Source organism: Gemmatimonadota bacterium, assembly GCA_022560615.1.
GTDB lineage: Bacteria > Gemmatimonadota > Gemmatimonadetes > Longimicrobiales > Gaopeijiaceae > UBA1138.
In genome coordinates this window covers 23011-44837 of the sequence record JADFSR010000008.1, presented here as the reverse complement: position 1 = coordinate 44837, position 21827 = coordinate 23011, and the positions used below count along the sequence as shown (strand labels likewise).

Below are 21827 nucleotides of genomic sequence, written 5' to 3'. Positions count from 1 at the left end.
AGCACTAGCACTAGCGAAGGATTTCCCGCACACGGTCGATCACCAGGTCGACGGCTGCCCGGTTGAAGCCCCCTTCGTGGATCGTGAGGTCAGCGTAGCGCCGGCTGGGTTCCACGAACTCCAGATGCATGGGGCGCACTGTCTTCTCGTACTGCTCCACTACGGATTCAGCGGTTCGTCCGCGCTTCTCGGTGTCGCGTCGCATCCGCCGAATAAGACGTACGTCTGGCTCCGTGTCCACGAAGACCGCCAGCTCCATGACCTCTCTCAGCTCCGCGTGGGCGAGAACCAGAATCCCATCGAGAACGATCACCGGCGTTGGCTTCACAGTGACCGTTCGCTCGCCACGAGTGTGGGACGAGAAATCGTACGTCGGGGCGTGGATTGCATCGCCTGCGAGCAGCTCCCGCAGATGCCTCACGAGCATCTCGGTCTCGAGGCTGTCGGGGTGGTCGAAGTTGACCGCCGCTCGCTCTTCGAACGGCAGATGCACGAGATCCCGGTAGTACCAGTCGTGCCGAATGACGGAGGCGACGTCGTCACCGAGCGACCGGACGAGTTCGCGCACGACCGTCGACTTGCCAGAACCGGAACCACCCGCGACCCCGAGGATCACAGGCCGTCGCCCCACGGTCAGGCTTCGTCCGGGACCACCAATATTCGCCGGGCGAGGTGGTCCTGGACCGCTAGGGCGACGCCTTCGTCGCCACCGACGGTGACGCCTACGACCCCGTCCACGTCCTGGGTCGAGTCGACCAGCACCGCAACCCCCGGCACGAGCCCGTCGGCCGCCATAGAGCGGAGCTCGTCGGCTTCCTCGTCGCGGACCTCGCGGATGCGCACCCTCGTTCCGCGTGCCGCGTCCGCAAGCGTCGCCAGCTTCGGGGCCTCGATCTCGCCGGCTCGTGTTGGAATGGGAGAGCCGTGCGGGTCGTGACTCGGGGAGCCCAAAGCGGTCGCCATGCGGTCGACGAGCTCATCGGAGGCTGCATGTTCGAGGCGCTCCGCCTCCGCGTGCACATCGTCCCACTTGTACTCCAGCAGTTCGCAGAGGTAGGTCTCGATGACGCGGTGGCGTCGCAGGACCTTGAGCGCTGCCCGCTCGCCGGCACCGGTGAGCCGGACGCCACGGTAGGGTACGTAGCCCACCAGTCCGGCCTCGGCCAGTCGCTTGACCATGCCGGTTACCGAGGCCGGCTGAACGTCCAGAGCTTCTGCGATGGCGCTGGTGGAGGCTGGATCGCCGCCATCGGAAAGCCCGAAGATGGCCTTCAGATAGTCCTCGACTGACCGTGAGAGTTCGCGCTGTGGCATGGCTTCGAAGCTACTGAGGCGCATTCAGGTCGTCGAGAGTTCACCGGATGCTTTTTTTCTTGGGCCGTCCTGGGTGTTGGTATAACTTTTAAACCTGTTCGGGCGCATCGGTGTGGCTCGACGAAATGTTTCAACGGGTCCGGAATGAGTTCGAAGGACCGCATACGCCCCTATCACGCAGGCAATAAGACGCCGGGCCAGGAGGCGGCCGACGCCGTTTCGGCCGTATTGAAAGTTGCCGCCGAGCGCGACGAGGCCCAGCAGAAAAAGCGGCCGCAGAAGACGCAGGCGAAGTGGGTGCTTCCGTTGGGCATCAATCTGGGCGCCTTCGCCGTCTACTTGTTGATCGCACCGCCGGCGTGGGTCGTCATGAACCCCATTGAGGCTGCACCCATCGAGCAGCAGACCGACCACATGAGGTTGGCGATGTACATGCAGGCGATGCGAGTGGACGAGTATCGCGAACAAAACGGCGAGCTTCCGGCAGCACTCGAAGACGCGGGCAGCACGGTCCCGGGTGTCGAGTACTTCATGATCGGGGCGAACCGGTACGAGTTGATCGCGACGATCGGGACTGAGGTGGTGCGCTACGACTCGTCCGAATCAGCGAACGAGTGGGTCGGCTCCGACGCGGCAAGCAAGCTTCGGGGGGAGTCCTGATGAGCCGGATCGAGCGCCGTGATTCACGCCGCGGAGGGTTCACGCTCATCGAGCTTGTGATCGCAGCATCGATCATGGGTATTCTGGCCGGGTTGGCGATTCCCAACGTGCAAACGATGATCTACCGCGCTCGAGCCACCGACGCGGCGTCGACCATGGAGGTCGTGCGCGTCGCGGCGCTCAACTACCAAGCCGATCTGCTCGCTTGGCCCGCCGAGACCGCGGCCGGGGTGATTCCAACGGGGCTCGGTCCCTACCTACCCGAAGGCTTCACCTTCTCTGGGGATGGGTATCAGCTCGACTTCGAGAGCTGGTCGCTGCCCGGTGGCCTGCCGGGAGATCCGAATACGACGATGCTGATCGGCGTCTCGGTCGTTGCTGACGAGGACGACCTCGGGAACGCGATCGCGGCCTTGCTTGGCGGGGCGGTCGTCTTCTCCGTCGGCAATACCCACACGATCGTAATCGACCGTAGTTAGCAGCCCGTGGTAGAAGTACAGCGGGCCGTGCCACCGTAACCCACGAACCAGTATGTATTTCACACTCGGTGTTGGGCGCAGGGGGGTCGCGGCCCAATAGGTCGTCTCTCCTCCTCGGACCACCGCCTTCGGCGGCGGTGCCCGCTACGGCTACGACTCGTCGTCCTTCCTACTCTTGAACTCGCGAGATCGGGCACCCGCGCCGAAGGCGTGGGTCGCGCGGCGCGCCCTACCTGTGCAGAGGCTCCCTAGGGCTCGGGGCTCGCTGTGAGGTTAAGAACGTGGATCGAGAGGCCGATATCGTCGCTGCGTGTGCGCTGGGAGCACCCAACATACACGGGTCACGGAACGTCCTGCAAACCGGCGAAAAATAACGAAAAACCGCCGATCGCCAGGTTGACACTCCAGAGGCGCGCCGGGTACCTTTTTGCGACCTTAGTGAACTATTTCACAAACCCACCGGCACCATGTCGGGAGACTATCTCCCCCTCCTTCTGCTGTTCGGCGTTTCCATCGTGAATGCTATCGGGATGGTGGTTGTATCGCACATCCTGAACCCGCGCCGTGACACGCCCCAGAAGCTGATGCCCTACGAGTCGGGCATGATCCCGCTCGGTAGTACGCGGGCACGCTTCTCCGTGAAGTTCTACATGGTTGCGATCAGCTTCATCGTCTTCGACCTGGAGACGATCTTCCTGATCCCTTGGGCTGTGCAGATGCGCGAGTTGGGTTGGAGCGCCTTCCTGGCGATGAGCATGTTCGTCGTCGTGCTCGCCGTCGGTCTCCTCTATGAGTGGAAGAAAGGAGGTCTCGAATGGGACTGAAAGACATTCTGCCCGGCGGAGGCACGAGCGCTACGACGGGCGGCATCTTCGGAGCGGGTAGCCCGACCTTCCTAACCAGCAAGATCGACTGGATCGTCAACTGGGGCCGGAGGAATTCCCTCTGGCCGATGCCCTTCGGCACCGCCTGCTGCGCGATCGAGATGATGGCATCGGCCGCGTCCAACTTCGACCTCGCTCGTTTCGGCATGGAGCGCATGTCGTTCAGCCCGCGTCAAGCAGACGTGCTCATTTGCGCGGGGCGCGTACCGTACAAGCTCGCTCCGGTCCTTCGCCGAGTCTGGGACCAGATGCCGCAACCGAAGTGGTGCATCTCGATGGGCGCGTGTGCGAGTTCGGGCGGCGTGTTCGACGTGTATTCGATGGTGCAGGGAATCGATACCATCGTTCCAGTCGACGTCTACATCCCAGGGTGCCCGCCGCGTCCAGAAGGCTTGATCTATGGGCTGATGATGATCCAGGAGAAGATCCGCCAGGAGTCGCTCACGCGTCACTTCGAGCACCGCGCCGAGGACCCGACGCTCGTGGCCAAGCCGCGGGCGAGCGACGTCGAAGTGGCCGAGCTCTCGGGTCCGTTTGGGAACTCGACACAGCAGGATCAGCTGTCGACCGGGGAGGCGGTCCGTGCTGGATCAACCTCCGACGATCTCCTTCCGTAGCCGATGACGGACAAGAAAGGCGGGAGCGGACTGAATGCGGTCGACGAGGGTCCCCTCTCCTCTGACGTATCCAGTGCAGACCACAGCGGCAACGAGGGCGATCCGAGCGAGCACGCTTCGGTCGCCGCACTCATGGAGCGTTTCGGCGATGCGGTGGTTCGACACCGCGTATACGTAAGCGGCCAGCACGTCGTCTGGATCGCCCCGGAGAGGAGTCACGAGATCCTGGGCTGGCTGCAGGCGGATCCCGATCATCGCTACGACATGATGTCCGACGTGACTGCCGTGGACTATGGGGGTGGCCGACCTGTGAATGTGGTCTACCAGATGTACTCGACGGTGCACAAGCGCGAGCTGCGTGTCCGCTGTGAGCTGCCGCTCGATGCGCTCGAGATCGATTCGATCGTCGACCTCTGGAAGGCGGCTGATTGGTTGGAGCGCGAGGTCTTCGACCTCTTCGGCGTGACCTTCAAGGGCCACCCGGATCTGCGCCGCATCCTCATGCCCGACGACTACGCCGAGGGTTACCCGCTCAGGAAGGACTTCCCGCTGCGCGGCCGCTTCTCTCGGGCGGAACAGACTCGCCGGGCGCTCAACCAGGATGTGGAGCGCTTCTACCTCGCGGAGGACCTGAGTGCCGGACACGCCCCGCAAGAGGTGGCACCCGTCGAAGTCGGTACGCCCGCGTCGCATGACGCCGAGCAAGACGCCTGATGGCGCAGAAGACGATAGAGCTCGAGCTGGGGCGCGGACGCGAGATGGGTGTGGACGGAAACCCCTCGCTCAGCCCCATCGCTCCGTTCGACATCGCGGAGCCGGACATGAGCACCGAGCACATGCTCATCAATATCGGGCCGCAGCACCCGGCCACGCACGGCGTGCTCCGGCTGGTCTGCGAGCTCGACGGCGAGACGGTCAAGAAGGTCGTCCCGCATATCGGGTATCTGCACTCGTCGTTCGAAAAGCTGGGCGAGTACCGCACGTGGAATCAGATCGTCACGCTCACCGACCGCATAGACTACCTGGCGCCGCTGATCTACAACTGCGCCTACGTGATGTCCGTGGAGAAACTCATGGGCATCGAGGTCACCGAACGCTGCAAGGTCGTCCGGGTGATCCTCATGGAGATGGACCGGATTTTCGCGCATCTGCTCTGGCTCGGCACGACCGCCATCGACGTGGGTGCGTTCACGCCGTTCCTGTACTCCTTCCAGGAACGGGAACGCATCTACAAGCTGCACGAGTCGCTTACGGGCGCCCGCATCACGACGTCGGCCACGCGCGTCGGCGGTATGATGGCGGATCTTCCCGCGGGGTGGACAGACGCGCTGCGCGAGTTCTTGAAGACGTTCCCGAAGACGCTCGCCGAGATACACCAGCTGCTGACCAGGAATCAGATCCACATTGGGCGTACGCAGGGCATAGGCGTGATCAACGGTGCAGACGCGATCAACTACGGCTTCACGGGCCCGAACCTGCGCGCCACCGGCGTCGACTACGACGTGCGTAGGGACCGCCCGTACTACGACTACGAGACGTACGACTTCGAGATACCGATCGGCGAGCACGGCGACTGCTACGACCGTTACCTGTGCCGCATGGAAGAGATGGAGCAGAGCGTGGGCATCCTCCACCAGGCGCTCGATCGCTTGCCGGGGGGACCGATCAACGTCGAGGACCCGAACATCTCGCTGCCCTCCAAGACGGACGCGATGTCCGACATGGAGAGCATGATCCATCATTTCAAGGTCATCACCGACGGCATTCCGGCCCCCGAGGGCGACTGTTACTTGGCGATCGAAGGCTCCAAGGGCGAGCTCGGCATGTATTTGGTCGCTGAAGAAGGGGACACCAAGCCAGTGCGCTGGCGCGTGCGTCCGCCGTCTTTCGTGAACCTGTCCGTGATCGCGAAGCTCGCCGAGGGCCACCTGTTGTCCGATCTGATCATGATCAACGCGAGCCTGGACATCGTGCTGGGGGAGATCGACCGGTGAGCGACGTTCCGTTCAGGAACCCTGGATGGGCCGGCAACACGGGCGACTTCGATCTCACCGAAGACCAGGTCCGGGGCGACGACTTCGTCGGTGTGCGTCCGAAACACGGTGGACATGCCTCGGGAGCGGGGACGATGCCGTTCATGCTGTCCGAAACGAACCCCGAGGCGGCGCTCTTCGAAGGCGAGTATCAGGAGCGGTTCGAGAAGATCCTGACCCGCTATCCCGAAAAGCGCGCCGCCTTGATGCCCGCGCTCGCGCTCGCGCAGGAATTGCGCGGCTACGTGAGCCCCGAATCGATGGATCGTGTCGCCGAGCTACTCGGGCTAGCCCCGGCGTACGTGCGTGGCGTCGCGACGTTCTACACGATGTACAACAAGCGGCCGGTCGGCAGGCATCTGGTTCAGGTGTGCACGAACATATCCTGCAATCTGTGCGGCGCCGAGGACGTGCTCGAGGCGTTTCTGCGCTACACCGACACCGAGTTGGGTGAGACCTCCGAAGACCGGAGCTTCACCGTGATCGAGGCGGAGTGCCTAGCGGCGTGCGGCTTTCCGACCTGCGTCCAGATCAACTCGCGTTATTACGAGAACGTGACTCCAGCCGAGGTGCCCAAGATCGTCGAGCACCTGAAGGCTCAGTCCGCGGGGGACGGCTGATGGCCTACCCCTACGTGTCGGACAGAGAGGTTCGCGTTCTCAGCACCTATTTCGGCGACCCGAAACAGCGCCACATCGACACCTATGTGCAGCGCGGCGGCTACAAGGCGCTCGAGAAGGCGCTCGGAATGGGCCCGGACGACGTCGTGGACATCGTGAAGTCCTCCGGTTTGCGGGGGCGCGGCGGTGCCGGCTTTCCCACGGGCGTGAAGTGGTCCTTCATGCCCAAGGAGCCGCGGAAACCCCACTACATGCTGTGCAACGCCGACGAATCAGAGCCGGGCACCTTCAAGGATCGTGAGCTCATCCGGTGGGATCCGCACCAGCTCATCGAGGGCTGCCTGATCGGTGCACACGCGATCCGCGCCCAGCATGTCTACATCTATTGCCGGGGTGAGTTCTTCGAGGCGAACCAGGTGCTCGCGCGCGCGGTCGAGGACGCCTACGCCAAGGGCTACATCGGGGAGAACATCCTCGGCTCCGGCCACACGATCGACGTCACCCTACATCAGGGAGCCGGCGCCTACATCTGCGGTGAAGAGACCGGCATGATGAGCTCACTCGAGGGCCGCCGCGGTGAGCCTCGCATCAAGCCCCCGTTCCCGGCAGCGGTCGGAGCGTTCGGCAAGCCGTCCACGATCAACAATGTGGAGACGTTGTGCGCCGTTCCGCACATCGTGAGCAACGGTGGCGACTGGTACCGGCAGTACGGGACCGAGAAGAGCCCGGGCACAAAGCTGTTCTGCGTGAGTGGCCACGTGAACAAGCCTGGCAACTACGAGCTCCCGCTCGGCTTCCCGCTTATCGAGCTGATCGAGGACGTATGCGGCGGCATGCGGGACGGGAACGCTTTGAAGGCCGTGATCCCCGGCGGTTCGTCGGTCCCCCTCATCAATGCCGAGGAGGCGCGCGCGTGCAAACTCGACTACGAGGGCTGCGTCGAGGTCGGAACGATGCTCGGCTGTGCCTCGGTCATCGTGATGGACGAGACTGCGGATATCGTGAAGCAGGTCCGCCGTATGGTCGACTTCTATGCGCACGAGTCGTGCGGGCAGTGCACGCCGTGTCGTGAGGGGACGTCGTGGACCGCTCAGATCCTCAAGCGGATCGAGAATGGGAAGGGGACCGAGGACGATCTCGATACGCTGATGGAGATGACAGAGAACATGGTCGGCACGACGATCTGTGTTCTGTCCGACTCCGTGGCGGCTCCGGTGCAATCGTCGATCGAGAAGTTCAGAGATGAGTATCTCGCCTTGATCCGGCGCGGTGAGCGCGTGGCGGTCGCCTGATGGCCGTCACCCTCACCATCGATGGCCGCGAGGTCACGGTCTCCAAGGGAACCACGATCCTCGAAGCCGCGAAAACCATCGGCCAGGAGATCCCACACTATTGCTATCACCCGGGCATGTCGTCTCCCGCGATGTGTCGCCTCTGTCTCGTGGAGGTTGAGGGTGCCCCCAAGCCGATGCCTGGATGCGTGACGACGGTGATGGACGGCCAGGTCGTGCACACCCAGTCCGAGCAGGCCAAGGCGAGTCGCCAGGCCGTGCTCGAGTTCTACCTGGTGAACCATCCGCTGGACTGCCCGATCTGCGACATGTCCGGTGAGTGCGACCTTCAGGACTACGTGCACGAAGAAGGCCGCGAGAGCGGGCGCTCGCGTGAGCCGAAGAGAGTTTTTGGGCGAGACGACTTCGGCGGTGACGTGCTCTTCTACGGCGACCGCTGTGTGATGTGCACGCGCTGCGTCCGCTTCATGAGCGAAGTGGAACAGGATGCTCGACTGACCGTCGTGGACCGAGGCAACCGCTCAGTCATCGACACCTTCTTCGAAGAAGGTCTCGAGGGCACGCATTGGCATGGCAACATCGTCGATATCTGCCCGGTGGGCGCCTTGGTCTCGAAGGACTTTCTGCACAAGGCGCGTGCGTGGGACCTCGAACACACACCCTCGATCTGCACGAGCTGCTCGCAAGGCTGCAACATCGAGCTGCACACCCGCGACAACCTGGTTCAGCGCCTCAAGCCACGTGAGAACCTCGACGTCAACGGTTGGTGGATGTGCGACCACGGTCGCGAAAACTACGAGTGGATCAACCAGGGCGCTCGTATCGAGGCACCTCTAGTGAGGGACGGCAGCGGTGGCTCCAAGACCGTCGGCTGGAAGGGGGCGCTCGCCGCTTTGCTCGAGAAGGCGGAAGGTGCCGGTTCGGTGAAAGCCGTTGCTTCGCCGCTCGCCTCGAACGAAGATCTCGGGCTCCTGAAGGCGTTCGTCGAGGCGCTCGGTGGTGGTGATACCGTGTACCGCTCCGCCCGGGCTGAGCACGAGATCGTACTCAAGGGCTTCCCGTCGCTAGCTCGGCGAAAGGACCTCGCGGCGAACACGACGGGCGCCGAGCTCATCGGCCTGGCTCGCACGGGCGCAGATGACGCGACTGGCGGCCTGGATGAAGTGGCCGGCCACGACGGCGTGCTCTTGGTTCTGGGGGATGCACTGGAGGACCAGGACGCGGACTTCGGCAAGAACGCTGCGCTCTACGTCTTCCTCGGTAGCCACGAGTCGGCAGCTTCGACCGAAGCCCACTTCGTGCTCCCGGTGACGACCTTCGCTGAACAGGAGGGCACGTTCACGAATCTGTCTGGGCGTGTGCAGCGCTTCTGGCCGGGGCTGCAGGCGCCGGGCATGGCGCGCCCACCCTGGCTCATTCTGGGAGCGCTGGTTGCCGAGCTGATCGAGACCGACGCGCCGCGTAGCGCGGCGGACGCGTTCGCGACGCTCGCGAGCAGCGTTTCCGCCTTCAGTGGTCTGACTTATGACGACATCGGCATGCGCGGCGCGGTCGTGAACGAAACCGTGTCGCTCTCGGGAGTCTGACCGGATGGAACTCCGACCCATTGAGGGAAACTGGGAGCTCTTGGCGATGAGCCTCAAGGTCACGGTGATGTTCACCGCGCTGATGCTCGTCGTGGCATACACGACCCTCGCCGAGCGTCGTGTGTCGGCCTGGATCCAGGACCGCCACGGTCCCAACCGAGTGGGTCCGTTCGGGCTCCTTCAGCCGATCGCGGATGGCCTCAAGAGCATCCTGAAGGAAGAGACGGTCCCGGCGACTGCTTCGAAGGTCTTCTTCGTCATGGCCCCAATGCTGGTGCTCGCGCCGGCGTTGGTGACGTTCGCCGTCATCCCGATTGCCGCGCCTCTTCCGACGCGCGCCGGTGTCGTCGACATGATCATCGCGGACGTACCGATCGGGATTCTGTATGTGCTCGCGTTCAGTTCGTTGGCGGTGTACGGGGTCGTGCTCGGCGGCTGGGCGTCGAACAACAAGTACGCCTTCCTGGGCGCGCTGCGCGCGTCGGCCCAGATGGTGAGCTACGAGGTCGCGCTCGGCCTCTCGCTCATCCCGGTGCTGATGCTGGCCGGAAACGTGACGCTCACTGAGATCATCTGGCAGCAGCAACAGCTCGGCATGTGGTTCGCGCTCCCGCTGTCGCTCGCATTCATTCTCTTTGTGATCTCGGCGTTCGCGGAGACGAACCGGCTGCCCTTCGACATGGCGGAAGCCGAGTCGGAGCTCATCACCGGCTACCACACCGAGTATTCCGCGATGAAGTTCTCGGCGTTCATGATCGCCGAGTTCGGACACATGGTCACCGCGTCGGCGCTCATGGCGACGCTCTTCCTGGGAGGCTGGGATCTGCCCGGCACCTGGGACGACGCCTTCTGGTACGACGGCCAGCTCATCAAGGGCTTCGCGGCCGACGGCGGCGTAGTCCTGGCGAGCCCAGCGTTGTGGAAGACGCTCGCGACCTTCGCCGGCTTCGCGGCCAAGACCAGTTTCTTCCTGCTGCTGTTCATCTGGGTCCGGTGGACGCTTCCACGCTTCCGCTATGACCAAGTGATGGCGCTGGGATGGAAGGTCATGCTGCCGACTGCGCTCGCCTATGTGATGCTGATCGGCGCTACGATCCTCACGCTCGACGAGATCGGAATGGCGTGGGGCTTCGGCTACGGGGCCGCGCTCACCGCGGTTAGCACGGTCGCCACGGTCGGCTTCATGTTCGTCTTGGACCGCGGTCGTGTCATCACCGGAGCCGCTGCCCAATACGCTCAGAAAGTGGAGGTGAAGATCATCTCTCAAGCCGCTCCCGCGGGGGATTGAGGCGTCCAGCTCATGGCCATTTCAGTCAAAGTGATGCACCGACCGGAGCCGGAGTCGACCTCCTACCTCCGCGCCGCGCTCAGCGGCATGGCTCTCACTTTCAAACACATGGTCAATCCGGCTGCGGTGACACAGCAGTATCCCGAGGAGCAGACCGACCTGAGCCCGCGCTGGCGCGGCACGCACCGCATGGCGGTTCACGCGGACGGACGTCCGAAGTGCGTCGCGTGCGGGCTCTGTCCGACGGTGTGCCCGGCCAACTGTATTCGGCTCGTCGGTGGTGAGGACGACCAGGGCAATCGGTACCCGATCGTGTACGAGATCGACGAGTTCCGGTGCATCTTCTGCGGCATGTGCCAGGAGGTATGCCCGGTCGAGGCGATCTATGTGGGGCGGCACTTCGAGAATGCCGAGTATACACGCGACCGGTTCATTTACGATCTGGACCGATTAATGGAACAAGACCACCCAAAGACGCTTCTGTGGGATCCCTCCGACCCGCGGTCGGAGTGATCGGCTCTCCGATGATCACCGTTCTTTTCTACGTCTTTGCGGCGATCGCGGTGGGGGGGGCGCTTGGGGTCGTGATGTCGAAGAATCCGGTGGGGAGCCTGCTCTCGATGATGGCTACGCTGGGCGGTATAGCGGCGATTTTCGTGCTGCTGGAGGCGCATTTCCTGGCGGCGATCCAGATCATCGTGTATGCCGGCGCGATTATGGTGCTCTTTCTCTTCGTTATCATGCTGCTGAACCTGGGGCACGATTATCAGAAGGATCTCAAGGGCGGTGTGTTCGCGCTGTTCTCCTTCGCGACGGTCGGAGCGATGGCGGGCTTCTTGTCGATTCGGTTGGGCGGCGCCGGTCTCGCCGAGGATGGTCCCGGCGGTGCCGCGATCGACGCGGCGATAGCCGAACACGGCGTCGTCGGCGCCATCGCTCAACCGCTCTACACGACGTATGTCGTGCCCTTCGAGATCACGGGCATCTTGCTGCTCGTGGCGATCGTGGGTGCGCTCGTCCTTGCCAAGAAGAACGTCGCATGATCACCGAGGCGCTCGTTCTCAGCGCATTTCTGTTCGCGCTGGGCACCTTTGGTGTGCTCGTGCGTCGGAACGCGATCATCATGTTCCTGTGCATCGAGCTTCAGCTCAACGCGGTGAACCTCACGTTCGTCGCGTTCTCTCGGCTGCACGGCATCGACGGGCAGATATTCGTCTTCTTCGTGATGACCGTCGCGGCCGCCGAGGCGGCCGTCGGTCTGGCTATCATCATCTCGATTTTCCGGCACTACGAGACGGTGAACGTGGACAAGTTCAAACTGCTGAGGTGGTAGCGGCGTGCACGCTTCCTTGGCAGTGATGCTGTTCCAGGGCGGTCCGGACGCCGCGGAGAGCGCCGCACACTTCGAGCCGTTCCTGCTGGGTTGGATCGTGCTGCTCCCGCTGATCGGCTTCATCATCAACGGGATTCTGGCGCTCCTGCACGCGAACGTGTCCGCGGACGCGGTTCGCGCCGGTGGTGAGCTCGACCTCGACGAGGGCGGTCGGCCGTTGACGCACACGCTCCCGAGTCTGATCGGCCCGGGTGTGTTGCTGCTGGCGTTCCTTATCACGCTCGTGAACTTCGTGCGCATGTTGGGCGCGCATCTCGAAGCGCCGGTGGTCGTCACCTACTGGACCTGGATGGCGACGGGCACCCTCACGGTCGATGCCGCGCTCCAGCTCGATCAGCTCTCGATGATCATGATGATGATCGTCACGGGCGTGGGCTTGCTGATCCACGTGTTCAGCGTCGGCTACATGAAGGATGATCCGGGTTATCCCCGCTACTTCGCCTACCTGAACCTCTTCATCTTCTTCATGCTCGTGCTCGTGATGGGCTCGAGCTACCCGCTCATGTTCGTGGGCTGGGAAGGTGTTGGGCTGTGCTCGTACCTGCTGATCGGATTCTGGTTCAGTGACCGCGAGAAGTCGGACGCGGGCAAGAAGGCGTTCATCGTCAATCGCATCGGCGACCTCGGCTTCCTGGTCGCGATGTTCTTCCTGTTCACGACGTTCGGTACGTTGGATTTCGTGCCGGTCTTTGCGGGAGCCGAAGGAGCGCTCGTCTACGGCGGTGGGCTCGTCACGGCGATCACGCTCTTCTTTTTCTTGGGCGCCGCGGGCAAGAGCGCTCAGATGCCGCTCTACGTTTGGTTGCCCGACGCGATGGCAGGCCCGACGCCGGTCTCCGCCCTCATCCACGCGGCTACCATGGTCACGGCCGGCGTGTACCTCGTCGCGCGCTCGGCGGTGCTCTTCGCGCTCTCGCCGATCGCTAGCGCGACGGTCGCAGGCGTCGGCGTCTTGACCGCGCTCTTCGCTGCGACGATCGCGCTCAAGCAGAACGACATCAAGAAGGTGCTCGCGTACTCCACGGTCTCTCAGCTCGGCTACATGTTCGTCGCCGTCGGGGTCGGAGCGTACAGCGCGGGCATCTTCCATCTGATGACGCACGCGTTCTTCAAGGCTCTGCTTTTCCTCGGCGCGGGTGCCGTGATCCACTCGATGCACGGTGCGTATCACAGCACGCACAGCCACGAAGATGCGCAGGACATGCGAAACATGGGTGGGCTGAAGAAGCACATGCCGATCACGTGCGCGACCATGTGGATCGCGACCCTCGCGATCGCCGGCATCTGGCCGTTCGCCGGCTTCTTCTCGAAGGACGAGATCATCTGGCAGACCGCCGCATTCGGTGGCGCGGCCAGCGCCCCCTATCCGACGCTCTACACGGTGTACTGGATGATCGCGCTCGCCACGGCGATGCTCACGGCGTTCTACATGACCCGCATGATGGTCATGACTTTCCACGGTGAGAACCGCACGGGGGGCGAAGAGGAGAAGACGCTGCACGAGGCGCCTGCGGTCATGTGGGCGCCGCTCGCGGTGCTGGCTGTGCTCGCCGCGGTCGGCGGATGGGTGAACGTTTCTGAGCACATCCGAGATACGCTACTTGGCCTCGGGCCGCTGACCAGCGGCTGGCTCCACGAATGGCTGCATCCGATCACGGAGCAGGCGCAGCGCATCCAGGAGGTCAACCTCGGTGCGCTTGCCGTGACCGCGCCTATCGGTGGCGGCGAAGTCGTCTGGGCCGTTCTCTCAGGTGTAGCTGCGCTCGCCGTCGTCTTCGCCTCGTTCCGCTTCGTCGTCGGCCAGAAGGTCGTGCCGGCTGCGGACGACGTCGAGCCGACCGGCTTCGCCAAAGTGCTCTACAACAAGTGGTACGTGGACGAGCTCTACGACCGCGTCATCGTTCAGCCGGTTCTGGCGCTATCCCGGTTCTGCTGGAAGGTGATCGACGTGGGGATCATCGACGGCGTCGTGAACGGTGTCGGCTGGACGGCGCGAGGCTTGGGCTTCGTCGCCAGCATGTTCCAGACGGGGACCGTGAACACGTACGCATTCATTCTCACCGTCGGCGTCCTAGTCATCCTCGGCGTCTCGATCTTCTGATGGATAGACCGCTGAAAACGGCGCGACCCACGCTTTCAGCGCGGGTACCCCGCGTCACGGTCCGCGCGGGTCGCTGCGACGTACCGTTCGGTACGCCTCACTCCCCGTGCTCCCGTTCCTTGCCATCCATCCGTTTTGAGCGGTCTCAGGACGGTCAGCCATGATGACTTCAATGCTCGAATCGATCGGCTATACAGGGTGGGTGCTGCACGCGCTCATCTGGTTGCCCGTCATGGGTGTGGGGCTCGTGCTCTGGGCTGAGGAGGAAACGGCCAAGAAGGTGGCGTTTTGGTGGTCGATGGGCGTGATGGTTCTGAGCCTCGGCCTGTGGTGGGCGTTCGACCCGACGTATGGCGGCATGCAGATGGTGAGCACTACCCCGTGGATCGAGACGTGGGGCGTGAGTTATTCGCTCGGGATCGATGGCATCAGCCTCTTCATGGTGATGCTGACGACGTTCACCAGCGCGATCGCGATCCTCGGGTCCTTCAACTACATCCAGGAGCGGCAGCGCGCGTTCTATGCGCTGATGCTGCTTCTACAAGCGGGTGTGGTCGGCGTCTTCGTCGCCACCGACCTCCTCCTCTTCTACGTGTTCTTCGAGCTCACGCTCGTCCCCATGTATTTCATCGTGGGTGTGTGGGGCGGGGAGCGCCGCATATACGCGGCGATCAAGTTCTTCCTGTTCACGGCGTTCGGATCTCTGCTGATGCTGGTCGGGATCCTCTACATGGCTTACAAGGCGAAGATGCTGCTGGGCATCCCGACCTTCGCATACGCCGACATGCTCCAGGTGCCGCTCACGGTGACCGAGCAGCTCTGGCTCTTCACGGCCTTCGCGCTGGCGTTCAGCGTGAAGGTGCCTGTCTTTCCGCTGCACACTTGGCTTCCGGACGCCCACGTCGAAGCACCGACGCCGGGCTCAGTGGTTCTGGCCGCGGTGCTTCTGAAGATGGGCACGTACGGATTCCTCCGGTTTCTGCTGCCGCTCTTCCCGGTAGCGGCGCAGCACACGACCGTGGTGTCCGTGATGCTCGTGCTCGCGGTGATCGGCATCATCTACACCGCTTGGGTCGCTGCCGTGCAGCCCGACGCGAAGAAGCTCGTCGCGTACACATCGGTGGCGCACATGGGCTTCGTCGTGCTCGGCGTCTTCGCGCTCACGGTGAACGGTTTGCAGGGTGGCCTCATCGTGATGATCTCGCACGGCATCAGCACGGGCGCGCTCTTCCTACTGCTCGGCATGCTGTACGAGCGCCGCCACACCAGGAAGATCGAGGACTTCGGGGGCATCGGCCGCGTGGCTCCGCTCTTCGCGACCGTATTCGTGCTCACCGCGCTCGCATCGATCGGTTTGCCCGGGACCAGCGGCTTCGTAGGCGAGTTCCTGGTATTGCTCGGGGCGTTCGAGACGCACCCTACCATCGCGGTAGTCGCGACCTTCGGCGTGATCTTTGCGGCGTACTACATGCTGCCGATGGTCCAGAAGATCTTTTTCAACGCGCTCGACAAGCCGGAGAACCGCGAGATGAAAGACCTGTCGCGGCGTGAGATGGCGATCTTGGCTCCTCTGTGCGCGCTGATGATCTGGATCGGCTGGAACCCCACTCCGCTACTGGAGCGCATGGAACCGAGCGTGAACGCGGTTCTCGAACGAGTGGAGGCCGCTGCGCCGACGCAGACCGTGGGCGCCGTTGTCGAGCCGGGCTCGAGCGTACTGATCGTACCGGCGCCGGCGGATCTCGAAGCAAGCGATGACCTCGACGGTGGCGGTCGCTCCACCGACGACGACTAGGCGTACGACTGGGCTCATGGAACTCGACTTCAGCCGGCAGCTCCACTTCTTCTGGGCGCTCCTGCCCGAGATCGTGCTGTGCACGTCCGGCATGGTGGTTCTCATCGCCGGCGTTTCGGGCAAGTACAAGGATGCCGACAAGGCCCCGTCGGGTGACCCGAGCTTCGGGACCACGGCCGACCTTGGATGGCTCTCCCTGGTCGGTGTGCTTTTGGCGGCGGGCGCGAACGGGTGGCTCTATGGCGTCACGGAGGTCGGTCACGACTCCATGATCGCCGTGGATCGTTTCCGGCTCTTCGCGAACTGGATCCTCTTGCTCGCCGCCGCGCTCACCATTCTGATTTCGTTCGCCTACGTGTATCGGCAGCGGCTCCAGGTGGGTGAGTTCTACGCGCTGATTCTGTTCGCAACGGCCGGCGCGATGTTCATGGCGGGCGCGCGCGACCTGATCGTCATCTTCCTTGGACTCGAGGTCATGTCGATCGCCGTGTACGCGCTCACCGCCTTCAACCGCCGCGATCGCAAGTCCGCCGAGGCCGGGCTCAAGTACTTCCTGCTCGGTGCGTTCGCTACGGGCTTCTTCCTCTATGGGATCGCGCTCACCTACGGCGCCACGGGCAGCACGAACATCGCGGTCATCGGGGCGAGCGTGTCGAGCGGCGCCGCGACACCGGGTCTGCTGGCGATCGCCATTGCGCTGCTGACGATCGGATTCGCGTTCAAGATCGCCGCCGTTCCCTTCCACATGTGGACGCCCGACGTGTATGAGGGTGCGCCGGCGCCGGTCACCGCGTTCATGTCCGCGGCGGTAAAGGCGGCCGCCTTCGTAGCATTCCTGCGCGTCTTCCTGGTTGCCTTCGACGATGCGTACGCCACTTGGTTCCCGATCCTGTGGTGGCTCGCCGCGATCACCATGGTCTCGGCGAACCTCATCGCTCTCGTGCAGACGAACGTGAAGCGGATGCTCGCGTACTCGAGTATCGCGCATGGGGGATATCTTCTCGTCGCCGTGACCGCGGCGAACGAGAATGCCGCGGCAGGCATGCTCTTCTACCTGCTCGTATACACGCTCATGAACATCGGCGCGTTCGCGATCGTGATCGGCGTGGCGCACCAGGCCGAGGAGCGCCTGTACATCGACGACTACACCGGCTTCGGTTGGGCGAATCCGACTCTGGGCGTCTTCCTGACGATCTTCCTGCTCTCGCTCGCCGGCTTCCCGGGCACGGGAGGCTTCATGGGCAAGATCTATCTACTTCAGGGTGCAGCCGACTCCGAGCTCTGGTGGCTGATGGTCATCCTCGTGGTTTCGACGGTGGCCTCGTACTGGTACTACCTGCGCATCGCGTGGGTCATGTGGATGAAGAACGCCACCAGCGAGAGCCAGCACGACCTCGTCATCACGCCGTTTCCGATGTACCTCGCGCTGATCGTGTGCGTCGGGCTCATCCTGTACACGGGTATCTTCCCCGGTGCGGCGCTCGAGTTCGCGCGCGCGAGCGTGCAGGGGTTGGGATCGATCGGGGGTGGCATGCTCGGGATAACGTCGCAGTAGGGATAGCCTGCGCGGCAGACCCCTACCAGACCACGATATGGCTTTCTCCGACCACATCTTTCGGCAGTATGACATCCGCGGCATCGTGGGAGAGGACCTCGACGCCGGTGTAGCGGAGCTCGTGGGCCGAGCGTTCGGCTCCCACATGAGAGTGGCGACAGGGCTCGAGGCGCCGAGGGTCGCGGTAGGCCACGACACTCGGCTCTCGTCTCCCGCGCTCGTCGGAGGTCTCATCCGCGGCCTGCTCTCGACGGGCTGCCATGTGCTCGATGTGGGTACGGTGCCGACGCCCGTGCTCTATTGGTCCGAGGTGACCTTCGAGACCGACGGTGCGGTGCAGATCACGGGGTCGCACAACCCGCCTGAGTGGAACGGCATCAAGATGACGCTCGGCCGGGGGTCTCTGTACGGGGATGCGATCCAGGACCTCCTCCGGCGCATCAAGGAGGACGACTTCGAGTCCGGACAGGGCGCGCCGGAACAACTCGACGTCATCGACCAGTACATGGCGGATGTCGCGCGACGCTTCCAGCTCGCTCGTCCCATGAAGGTCGCGGTGGACTGCGGCAACGGGACTGGCTCGCTGGTCGCGGTTCAGTTGCTCGAGGCGATTGGTGTCGAAGTGACTCCGCTCTTCTGCGACTCCGACCCGACGTTCCCAAACCACCATCCCGATCCGACGGTCGACGCGAACCTGGAGGACCTCATCCGAGCGGTGCGTGATACGCCACACGACATGGGGGTGGCCTTCGATGGCGACGCCGACCGCATCGGAGCCATCGACGAGAACGGTGACATCGTTCGCGGGGACATGCTGCTGCTACTGTACGGACTCGATGTGCTCGACAAGCACGGCCCCGGCCAGAAGCTCGTTTTCGACGTGAAGTGCAGTCAGGCGCTCCCGGAGGTTTTCGAGGCGGCCGGCGGGGAGCCGATCATGTGGCAGACAGGCCATTCTCTCATCAAGGAGCGGATGAAGGAGAGCGGTGCCCTTGTCGCAGGTGAGCTGTCGGGTCATATCATGATCGCTGACGACTACCTCGGCTTCGACGACGCGCTGTACGCCGCGTGCCGTCTCATCGAGCTCGTGAGCCGATCCGGCAGATCCCTGGCGGAGATGATTTCCGATTTTCCGGTGTACGTATCGACGGCCGAGATTCGGATCGACGTGACGGAGGAACAGAAGTGGACCGTGGTAGCAGATGCCCTATCGCACTTCAGGACGACACATGATGTCATCGAGGTCGACGGCGTGCGCGTGCTTTTCGGAGACGGATGGGCGCTCCTGCGGGCGTCCAACACGCAGCCGGTCATCGTCGCGCGCTTCGAGGCGCGCACCGAGGAGCGGCTTGCGGAGATTCGAGCGCATATCGCGGACTGGCTCACCGAGAACGGTGTTCCGTTCGCGTAGCGTGTAAGCGCCGATGTCGAGCAAACCTCCGTCGATGCCTACCCTTCCGGGGGGACGCGCCCTGCTCACGATTGTCATCGTGGTGGCCGTCGTGGTGGGCTTTGGACGACTCGCGTCCACGATGTACGTCGAGATTCTCTGGCATGCGCAGACCGGGTACAGCGACGTGTTCTGGCTACGCGTGCTGTGGCAATGGGGTGTGCGAGTTGTGGCCGGTGTCGCGATCGGGGCTCTCGTATTCCTGAACTTGCGCATCATGTCCGAGACTCTGGGCGGCATCCAGATCAAACGTCGTTTCGGGAATCTCGAGATCTCGGAACAGTTGCCGAGGAGCTACGTGCTCTGGGGCATGGGAGGCGCTTCGGCGCTGCTCGCGCTCTGGTTCGGCGGATCCATACCTCAGACTCTGGGCCTGCAGCTCCTTTTGATTCGCCACGCGGAAGCGTGGGGCATCGTCGAACCGATGCTGAACCACGATGTTGGCTTCTACGTGTTCTGGGTCCCGGTGCTCCTGCAGATCGTCGCCTACGCGTTGGTCGTTGTCTTCCTCGTATTCACGCTCGCGACGGCGGGATACGCGGCCACCGGGGCGTTGCGTTGGGGCCGCGGCCGCCTGGAAGCCCAGGACCCGGCGCGCATGCACCTCGGGGTGCTTCTCGCGCTGTTCCTGATCCTGATCGGCGCCCGGCTCTGGCTGAGCCGGTACGAGCTCATCCTCGACGGCACCTCCGATGTGCGTGGGATCTTCGGCTTCACGGACGCCGAGGCGAGGCTGCCGGCACTGCAGACGCTCACGATTATCTGTGTCGTTTCGGGTGTGGCGGTGTTCTGGGGAGCCTGGAAGAACCGAGGCGCAGCGATCGTGAGCGCGCTCGTGGCGGTAGTGCTCGCGATGCTCATGATCGGGCAGCTCTACCCCAGCCTGATCCAGTCGCTGCGGGTCGAGCCCAATGAACTGGAGCGGGAGACGCCGTTCATCGAAAGCAATCTCGAATTCACGCGGATGGGCTTCGGTCTGGACCAGATGGAGCGGCGTCCCTTCGAGTATGCGCAGGACGAAGAGATCGACTGGTCGGTGGCGGCCCGGCAGTTCTCGGGGTTGCCGGTCTGGAACAGGGGCCCGTTGCTCGCGACGTACCGTGAGCTCGAGGCTCGCTACCCCTACTACGACTTTCGGGACGTCACGATCGACCGCTACGAGACCGCGGACGGACCCGTAACGGTCGCGATGTCGGTTCGGGAGGTTGAGCCGCGCGGGATTCAGGATCCAAACTGGCAGAACGTGCATCTGCGCGAGCTCTACGTGGAGGGGATGGGCGTGGTCGCGAGCCTCGCGAGCCAGAGGACTCCGGAGGGGCGCCCGCCGATGCTCATCTCGGGCATTCCGCCGGAGTCGACGACCGACGCGTTCGCCATTCCCGGTCTCAGCCTCAATCGCTCGCAGGTGTTCTTTGGCACGCGGGCTCAGGAATATGCGGTCGTCGATGGCGGCAGCGGCCAGTTCCTCGCCCCGAACGGGGAGCGAGGCGTACCGGGCACGGATTTTCCGGCGGGGATCGAGCTCGGCGGGTGGCTCCGAACTGCGCTGATCGCTTGGCGGTTCGGCGAACTCAACCTCATCTTCTCCGACGAGCTCACGGACGACAGTCGGTTCATCTACAGACGCCAAGTCACCGAGCGGGTGCTTGCGATCGCGCCGTTCCTCCGGTTCCCGGAGGTGCCGTACCCGGTCGTGCTGGACGGGCGGGTCGTGTGGATGCTCGAGGGCTTCACCGCGACCGGTGCCTTCCCGCTTTCGACGGTGCATCAGTTCGGCACGATCCGATCGCGGGTGAGGTACGCACGAAACTCGGTGAAGGTCACCGTGGACGCGGTAACCGGCGAGGTGGACTTCTACCGCGTCCCGATCGACGACCCGCTGCTCGACGCGTACGAGCGTGTGTTCCCCGGGCTACTTCAGCCTCTGGAAGAGATGCCGGACGAGATGCGGGCCCACATCCGCTACTCCAGAGCGATGCTGGACCTGCAGAGTCGTGTTCTCCTCCAATACCACCAGGAGACGGCGCCGGCGTTCCACGGCCAGCAGGATGTCTGGGATTCTCCGCAGGAGCTCGCCCAGGGCCCGAACCCGGTCCCGTATCAGCCCGAGTACGGCCTCTATGCTCTGCCGGGGGAAAGTGAAGCGCGATTCCACCTCACGACCGTATTCGTACCGAGGGACCGCCAGAACCTCACCGCGATCCTCGCCGCCCGGACGGATGAACGCGGCGTGCCCGAGTTGATCCTCTACGACGTGCCGGTGACTGACCAGGTGCCCGGGCCCCGTCAAATCGAGGCCCTGGTCGAACAGGATCCGGAGATCTCGCAGCAGTTCTCGCTTTGGCGAACGGGCGGAAGCGAGGTCTGGACGGGGCACCTGCACCTCGTCTCGGTGGGAAAGCGCATCGTGTACATGGAGCCCGTCTTCCTCGCCGCCGAGGCGGACGCGATTCCGGCGCTCAGCCGATTCGTGGTGAGCGACGGTGTCCGCGTGGCGATGACCGAGAACCTGGCCGACGCGATCAGCGAGCTCGCCGGCCTCACCGTGCCGGTGCCCGCCACGGATACGGCGGTGCCGACGCTCGACGCGTCGGCTGGCGGCGACGTGGTTTGGTCCTCCACCGCCCTAGCTCTTCTCGAGCGGGCGGAGGCTAGCGCCCGGGCAGGGGACTGGCAGGGTTACGGCGAGGCATTGGACGAGCTACGTGCGTTGCTTCAGCGCATGGGGTCCGGTGGGGCCTTCTAGTAGCTTCTAAGCTT

Annotated in this window: 20 protein-coding genes; 18 read left to right on the top strand and 2 right to left on the bottom strand. The window is 63.7% G+C overall.

What is annotated here, in order from left to right; translation table 11 throughout:
• Window positions 1-10: 10 nt before the first annotated feature.
• Together udk and IIB36_07165 are read right to left on the bottom strand one after the other, a co-directional pair.
• Complete coding sequence (gene udk, locus IIB36_07170) at window positions 11-631, bottom strand: uridine kinase (GenBank protein MCH7531536.1); 621 nt, start codon at window positions 629-631, stop codon at window positions 11-13.
• A gap of 2 nt (window positions 632-633) precedes the next feature.
• Window positions 634-1314, bottom strand: coding sequence for a metal-dependent transcriptional regulator (locus IIB36_07165; GenBank protein MCH7531535.1), 681 nt, complete (start codon window positions 1312-1314; stop codon window positions 634-636).
• A 144-nt stretch (window positions 1315-1458) separates the two neighbouring features.
• Between IIB36_07165 and IIB36_07160 the strand changes: the two genes are divergently transcribed.
• From IIB36_07160 to IIB36_07075, 18 genes are all read left to right on the top strand, one after another.
• On the top strand, window positions 1459-1974 hold the full coding sequence (locus IIB36_07160) for a hypothetical protein (GenBank protein ID MCH7531534.1): 516 nt from the start codon (window positions 1459-1461) through the stop codon (window positions 1972-1974).
• On the top strand, window positions 1974-2453 hold the full coding sequence (locus IIB36_07155; GenBank protein ID MCH7531533.1) for a type II secretion system protein: 480 nt from the start codon (window positions 1974-1976) through the stop codon (window positions 2451-2453). Before IIB36_07160 ends, IIB36_07155 begins: the two co-directional genes overlap by 1 nt.
• Window positions 2454-2920: 467 nt before the next feature.
• On the top strand, window positions 2921-3277 hold the full coding sequence (locus IIB36_07150; GenBank protein MCH7531532.1) for an NADH-quinone oxidoreductase subunit A: 357 nt from the start codon (window positions 2921-2923) through the stop codon (window positions 3275-3277).
• Window positions 3268-3954 carry an NADH-quinone oxidoreductase subunit B gene (locus tag IIB36_07145; GenBank protein MCH7531531.1) on the top strand — a complete coding sequence of 229 codons (687 nt, stop codon included), beginning with the start codon at window positions 3268-3270 and terminating at the stop codon, window positions 3952-3954. Before IIB36_07150 ends, IIB36_07145 begins: the two co-directional genes overlap by 10 nt.
• A gap of 3 nt (window positions 3955-3957) precedes the next feature.
• Complete coding sequence (locus tag IIB36_07140) at window positions 3958-4668, top strand: NADH-quinone oxidoreductase subunit C (GenBank protein MCH7531530.1); 711 nt, start codon at window positions 3958-3960, stop codon at window positions 4666-4668.
• Between the two features lie 107 nt (window positions 4669-4775).
• The gene (gene nuoD / locus IIB36_07135; GenBank protein ID MCH7531529.1) at window positions 4776-5948 is read left to right on the top strand and encodes an NADH dehydrogenase (quinone) subunit D; all 1173 of its coding nucleotides are present in this window, start codon (window positions 4776-4778) and stop codon (window positions 5946-5948) included.
• 143 nt (window positions 5949-6091) lie between these two features.
• Entirely contained in the window at window positions 6092-6607 is a 516-nt protein-coding gene (locus tag IIB36_07130; GenBank protein ID MCH7531528.1) for an NAD(P)H-dependent oxidoreductase subunit E, read from the top strand.
• Complete coding sequence (nuoF, locus tag IIB36_07125) at window positions 6607-7899, top strand: NADH-quinone oxidoreductase subunit NuoF (GenBank protein ID MCH7531527.1); 1293 nt, start codon at window positions 6607-6609, stop codon at window positions 7897-7899. Before IIB36_07130 ends, nuoF begins: the two co-directional genes overlap by 1 nt.
• Window positions 7899-9485 (top strand): (2Fe-2S)-binding protein, encoded by a 1587-nt coding sequence (locus IIB36_07120; protein ID MCH7531526.1) that lies wholly within the window; start codon window positions 7899-7901, stop codon window positions 9483-9485. The genes nuoF and IIB36_07120 overlap by 1 nt, the downstream gene beginning before the upstream one ends.
• Before the next feature lie 4 nt (window positions 9486-9489).
• Window positions 9490-10773, top strand: a complete 1284-nt coding sequence (gene nuoH, locus IIB36_07115; GenBank protein ID MCH7531525.1) for an NADH-quinone oxidoreductase subunit NuoH — start codon at window positions 9490-9492, stop codon at window positions 10771-10773.
• A 33-nt stretch (window positions 10774-10806) separates the two neighbouring features.
• Complete coding sequence (locus tag IIB36_07110; GenBank protein ID MCH7531524.1) at window positions 10807-11286, top strand: NADH-quinone oxidoreductase subunit I; 480 nt, start codon at window positions 10807-10809, stop codon at window positions 11284-11286.
• Between the two features lie 11 nt (window positions 11287-11297).
• Window positions 11298-11816, top strand: coding sequence for an NADH-quinone oxidoreductase subunit J (locus IIB36_07105; protein MCH7531523.1), 519 nt, complete (start codon window positions 11298-11300; stop codon window positions 11814-11816).
• Window positions 11813-12106 carry an NADH-quinone oxidoreductase subunit NuoK gene (gene nuoK / locus IIB36_07100; GenBank protein ID MCH7531522.1) on the top strand — a complete coding sequence of 98 codons (294 nt, stop codon included), beginning with the start codon at window positions 11813-11815 and terminating at the stop codon, window positions 12104-12106. The genes IIB36_07105 and nuoK overlap by 4 nt, the downstream gene beginning before the upstream one ends.
• Before the next feature lie 25 nt (window positions 12107-12131).
• Window positions 12132-14267, top strand: a complete 2136-nt coding sequence (nuoL, locus tag IIB36_07095; protein MCH7531521.1) for an NADH-quinone oxidoreductase subunit L — start codon at window positions 12132-12134, stop codon at window positions 14265-14267.
• 160 nt (window positions 14268-14427) lie between these two features.
• Window positions 14428-16062: an NADH-quinone oxidoreductase subunit M gene (locus tag IIB36_07090; GenBank protein ID MCH7531520.1), complete on the top strand. Its 1635-nt coding sequence runs from the start codon at window positions 14428-14430 to the stop codon at window positions 16060-16062.
• A gap of 16 nt (window positions 16063-16078) precedes the next feature.
• On the top strand, window positions 16079-17617 hold the full coding sequence (locus IIB36_07085) for an NADH-quinone oxidoreductase subunit N (protein MCH7531519.1): 1539 nt from the start codon (window positions 16079-16081) through the stop codon (window positions 17615-17617).
• A 37-nt stretch (window positions 17618-17654) separates the two neighbouring features.
• A complete protein-coding gene (locus IIB36_07080) occupies window positions 17655-19028 on the top strand; it encodes a phosphomannomutase/phosphoglucomutase (protein MCH7531518.1) in 1374 nt (457 codons plus the stop codon).
• A 34-nt stretch (window positions 19029-19062) separates the two neighbouring features.
• Window positions 19063-21813 (top strand): UPF0182 family protein, encoded by a 2751-nt coding sequence (locus IIB36_07075; GenBank protein MCH7531517.1) that lies wholly within the window; start codon window positions 19063-19065, stop codon window positions 21811-21813.
• Window positions 21814-21827 lie beyond the last annotated feature (14 nt).

What these genes read in the sequence shown, in the direction of transcription:
- IIB36_07165 (MCH7531535.1), bottom strand. Translation starts at nt 1,314, where the DNA reads ATGCCACAGCGCGAACTCTCACGGTCAGTCGAGGACTATCTGAAGGCC.
- IIB36_07160 (MCH7531534.1), top strand. Translation starts at nt 1,459, where the DNA reads ATGAGTTCGAAGGACCGCATACGCCCCTATCACGCAGGCAATAAGACG.
- IIB36_07155 (MCH7531533.1), top strand. Translation starts at nt 1,974, where the DNA reads ATGAGCCGGATCGAGCGCCGTGATTCACGCCGCGGAGGGTTCACGCTC.
- IIB36_07150 (MCH7531532.1), top strand. Translation starts at nt 2,921, where the DNA reads ATGTCGGGAGACTATCTCCCCCTCCTTCTGCTGTTCGGCGTTTCCATC.
- IIB36_07145 (MCH7531531.1), top strand. Translation starts at nt 3,268, where the DNA reads ATGGGACTGAAAGACATTCTGCCCGGCGGAGGCACGAGCGCTACGACG.
- IIB36_07140 (MCH7531530.1), top strand. Translation starts at nt 3,958, where the DNA reads ATGACGGACAAGAAAGGCGGGAGCGGACTGAATGCGGTCGACGAGGGT.
- nuoD (MCH7531529.1), top strand. Translation starts at nt 4,776, where the DNA reads ATGAGCACCGAGCACATGCTCATCAATATCGGGCCGCAGCACCCGGCC.
- IIB36_07130 (MCH7531528.1), top strand. Translation starts at nt 6,092, where the DNA reads ATGCTGTCCGAAACGAACCCCGAGGCGGCGCTCTTCGAAGGCGAGTAT.
- nuoF (MCH7531527.1), top strand. Translation starts at nt 6,607, where the DNA reads ATGGCCTACCCCTACGTGTCGGACAGAGAGGTTCGCGTTCTCAGCACC.
- IIB36_07120 (MCH7531526.1), top strand. Translation starts at nt 7,899, where the DNA reads ATGGCCGTCACCCTCACCATCGATGGCCGCGAGGTCACGGTCTCCAAG.
- nuoH (MCH7531525.1), top strand. Translation starts at nt 9,490, where the DNA reads ATGGAACTCCGACCCATTGAGGGAAACTGGGAGCTCTTGGCGATGAGC.
- IIB36_07110 (MCH7531524.1), top strand. Translation starts at nt 10,807, where the DNA reads ATGCACCGACCGGAGCCGGAGTCGACCTCCTACCTCCGCGCCGCGCTC.
- IIB36_07105 (MCH7531523.1), top strand. Translation starts at nt 11,298, where the DNA reads ATGATCACCGTTCTTTTCTACGTCTTTGCGGCGATCGCGGTGGGGGGG.
- nuoK (MCH7531522.1), top strand. Translation starts at nt 11,813, where the DNA reads ATGATCACCGAGGCGCTCGTTCTCAGCGCATTTCTGTTCGCGCTGGGC.
- nuoL (MCH7531521.1), top strand. Translation starts at nt 12,132, where the DNA reads ATGCTGTTCCAGGGCGGTCCGGACGCCGCGGAGAGCGCCGCACACTTC.
- IIB36_07090 (MCH7531520.1), top strand. Translation starts at nt 14,428, where the DNA reads ATGATGACTTCAATGCTCGAATCGATCGGCTATACAGGGTGGGTGCTG.
- IIB36_07085 (MCH7531519.1), top strand. Translation starts at nt 16,079, where the DNA reads ATGGAACTCGACTTCAGCCGGCAGCTCCACTTCTTCTGGGCGCTCCTG.
- IIB36_07080 (MCH7531518.1), top strand. Translation starts at nt 17,655, where the DNA reads ATGGCTTTCTCCGACCACATCTTTCGGCAGTATGACATCCGCGGCATC.
- IIB36_07075 (MCH7531517.1), top strand. Translation starts at nt 19,063, where the DNA reads ATGCCTACCCTTCCGGGGGGACGCGCCCTGCTCACGATTGTCATCGTG.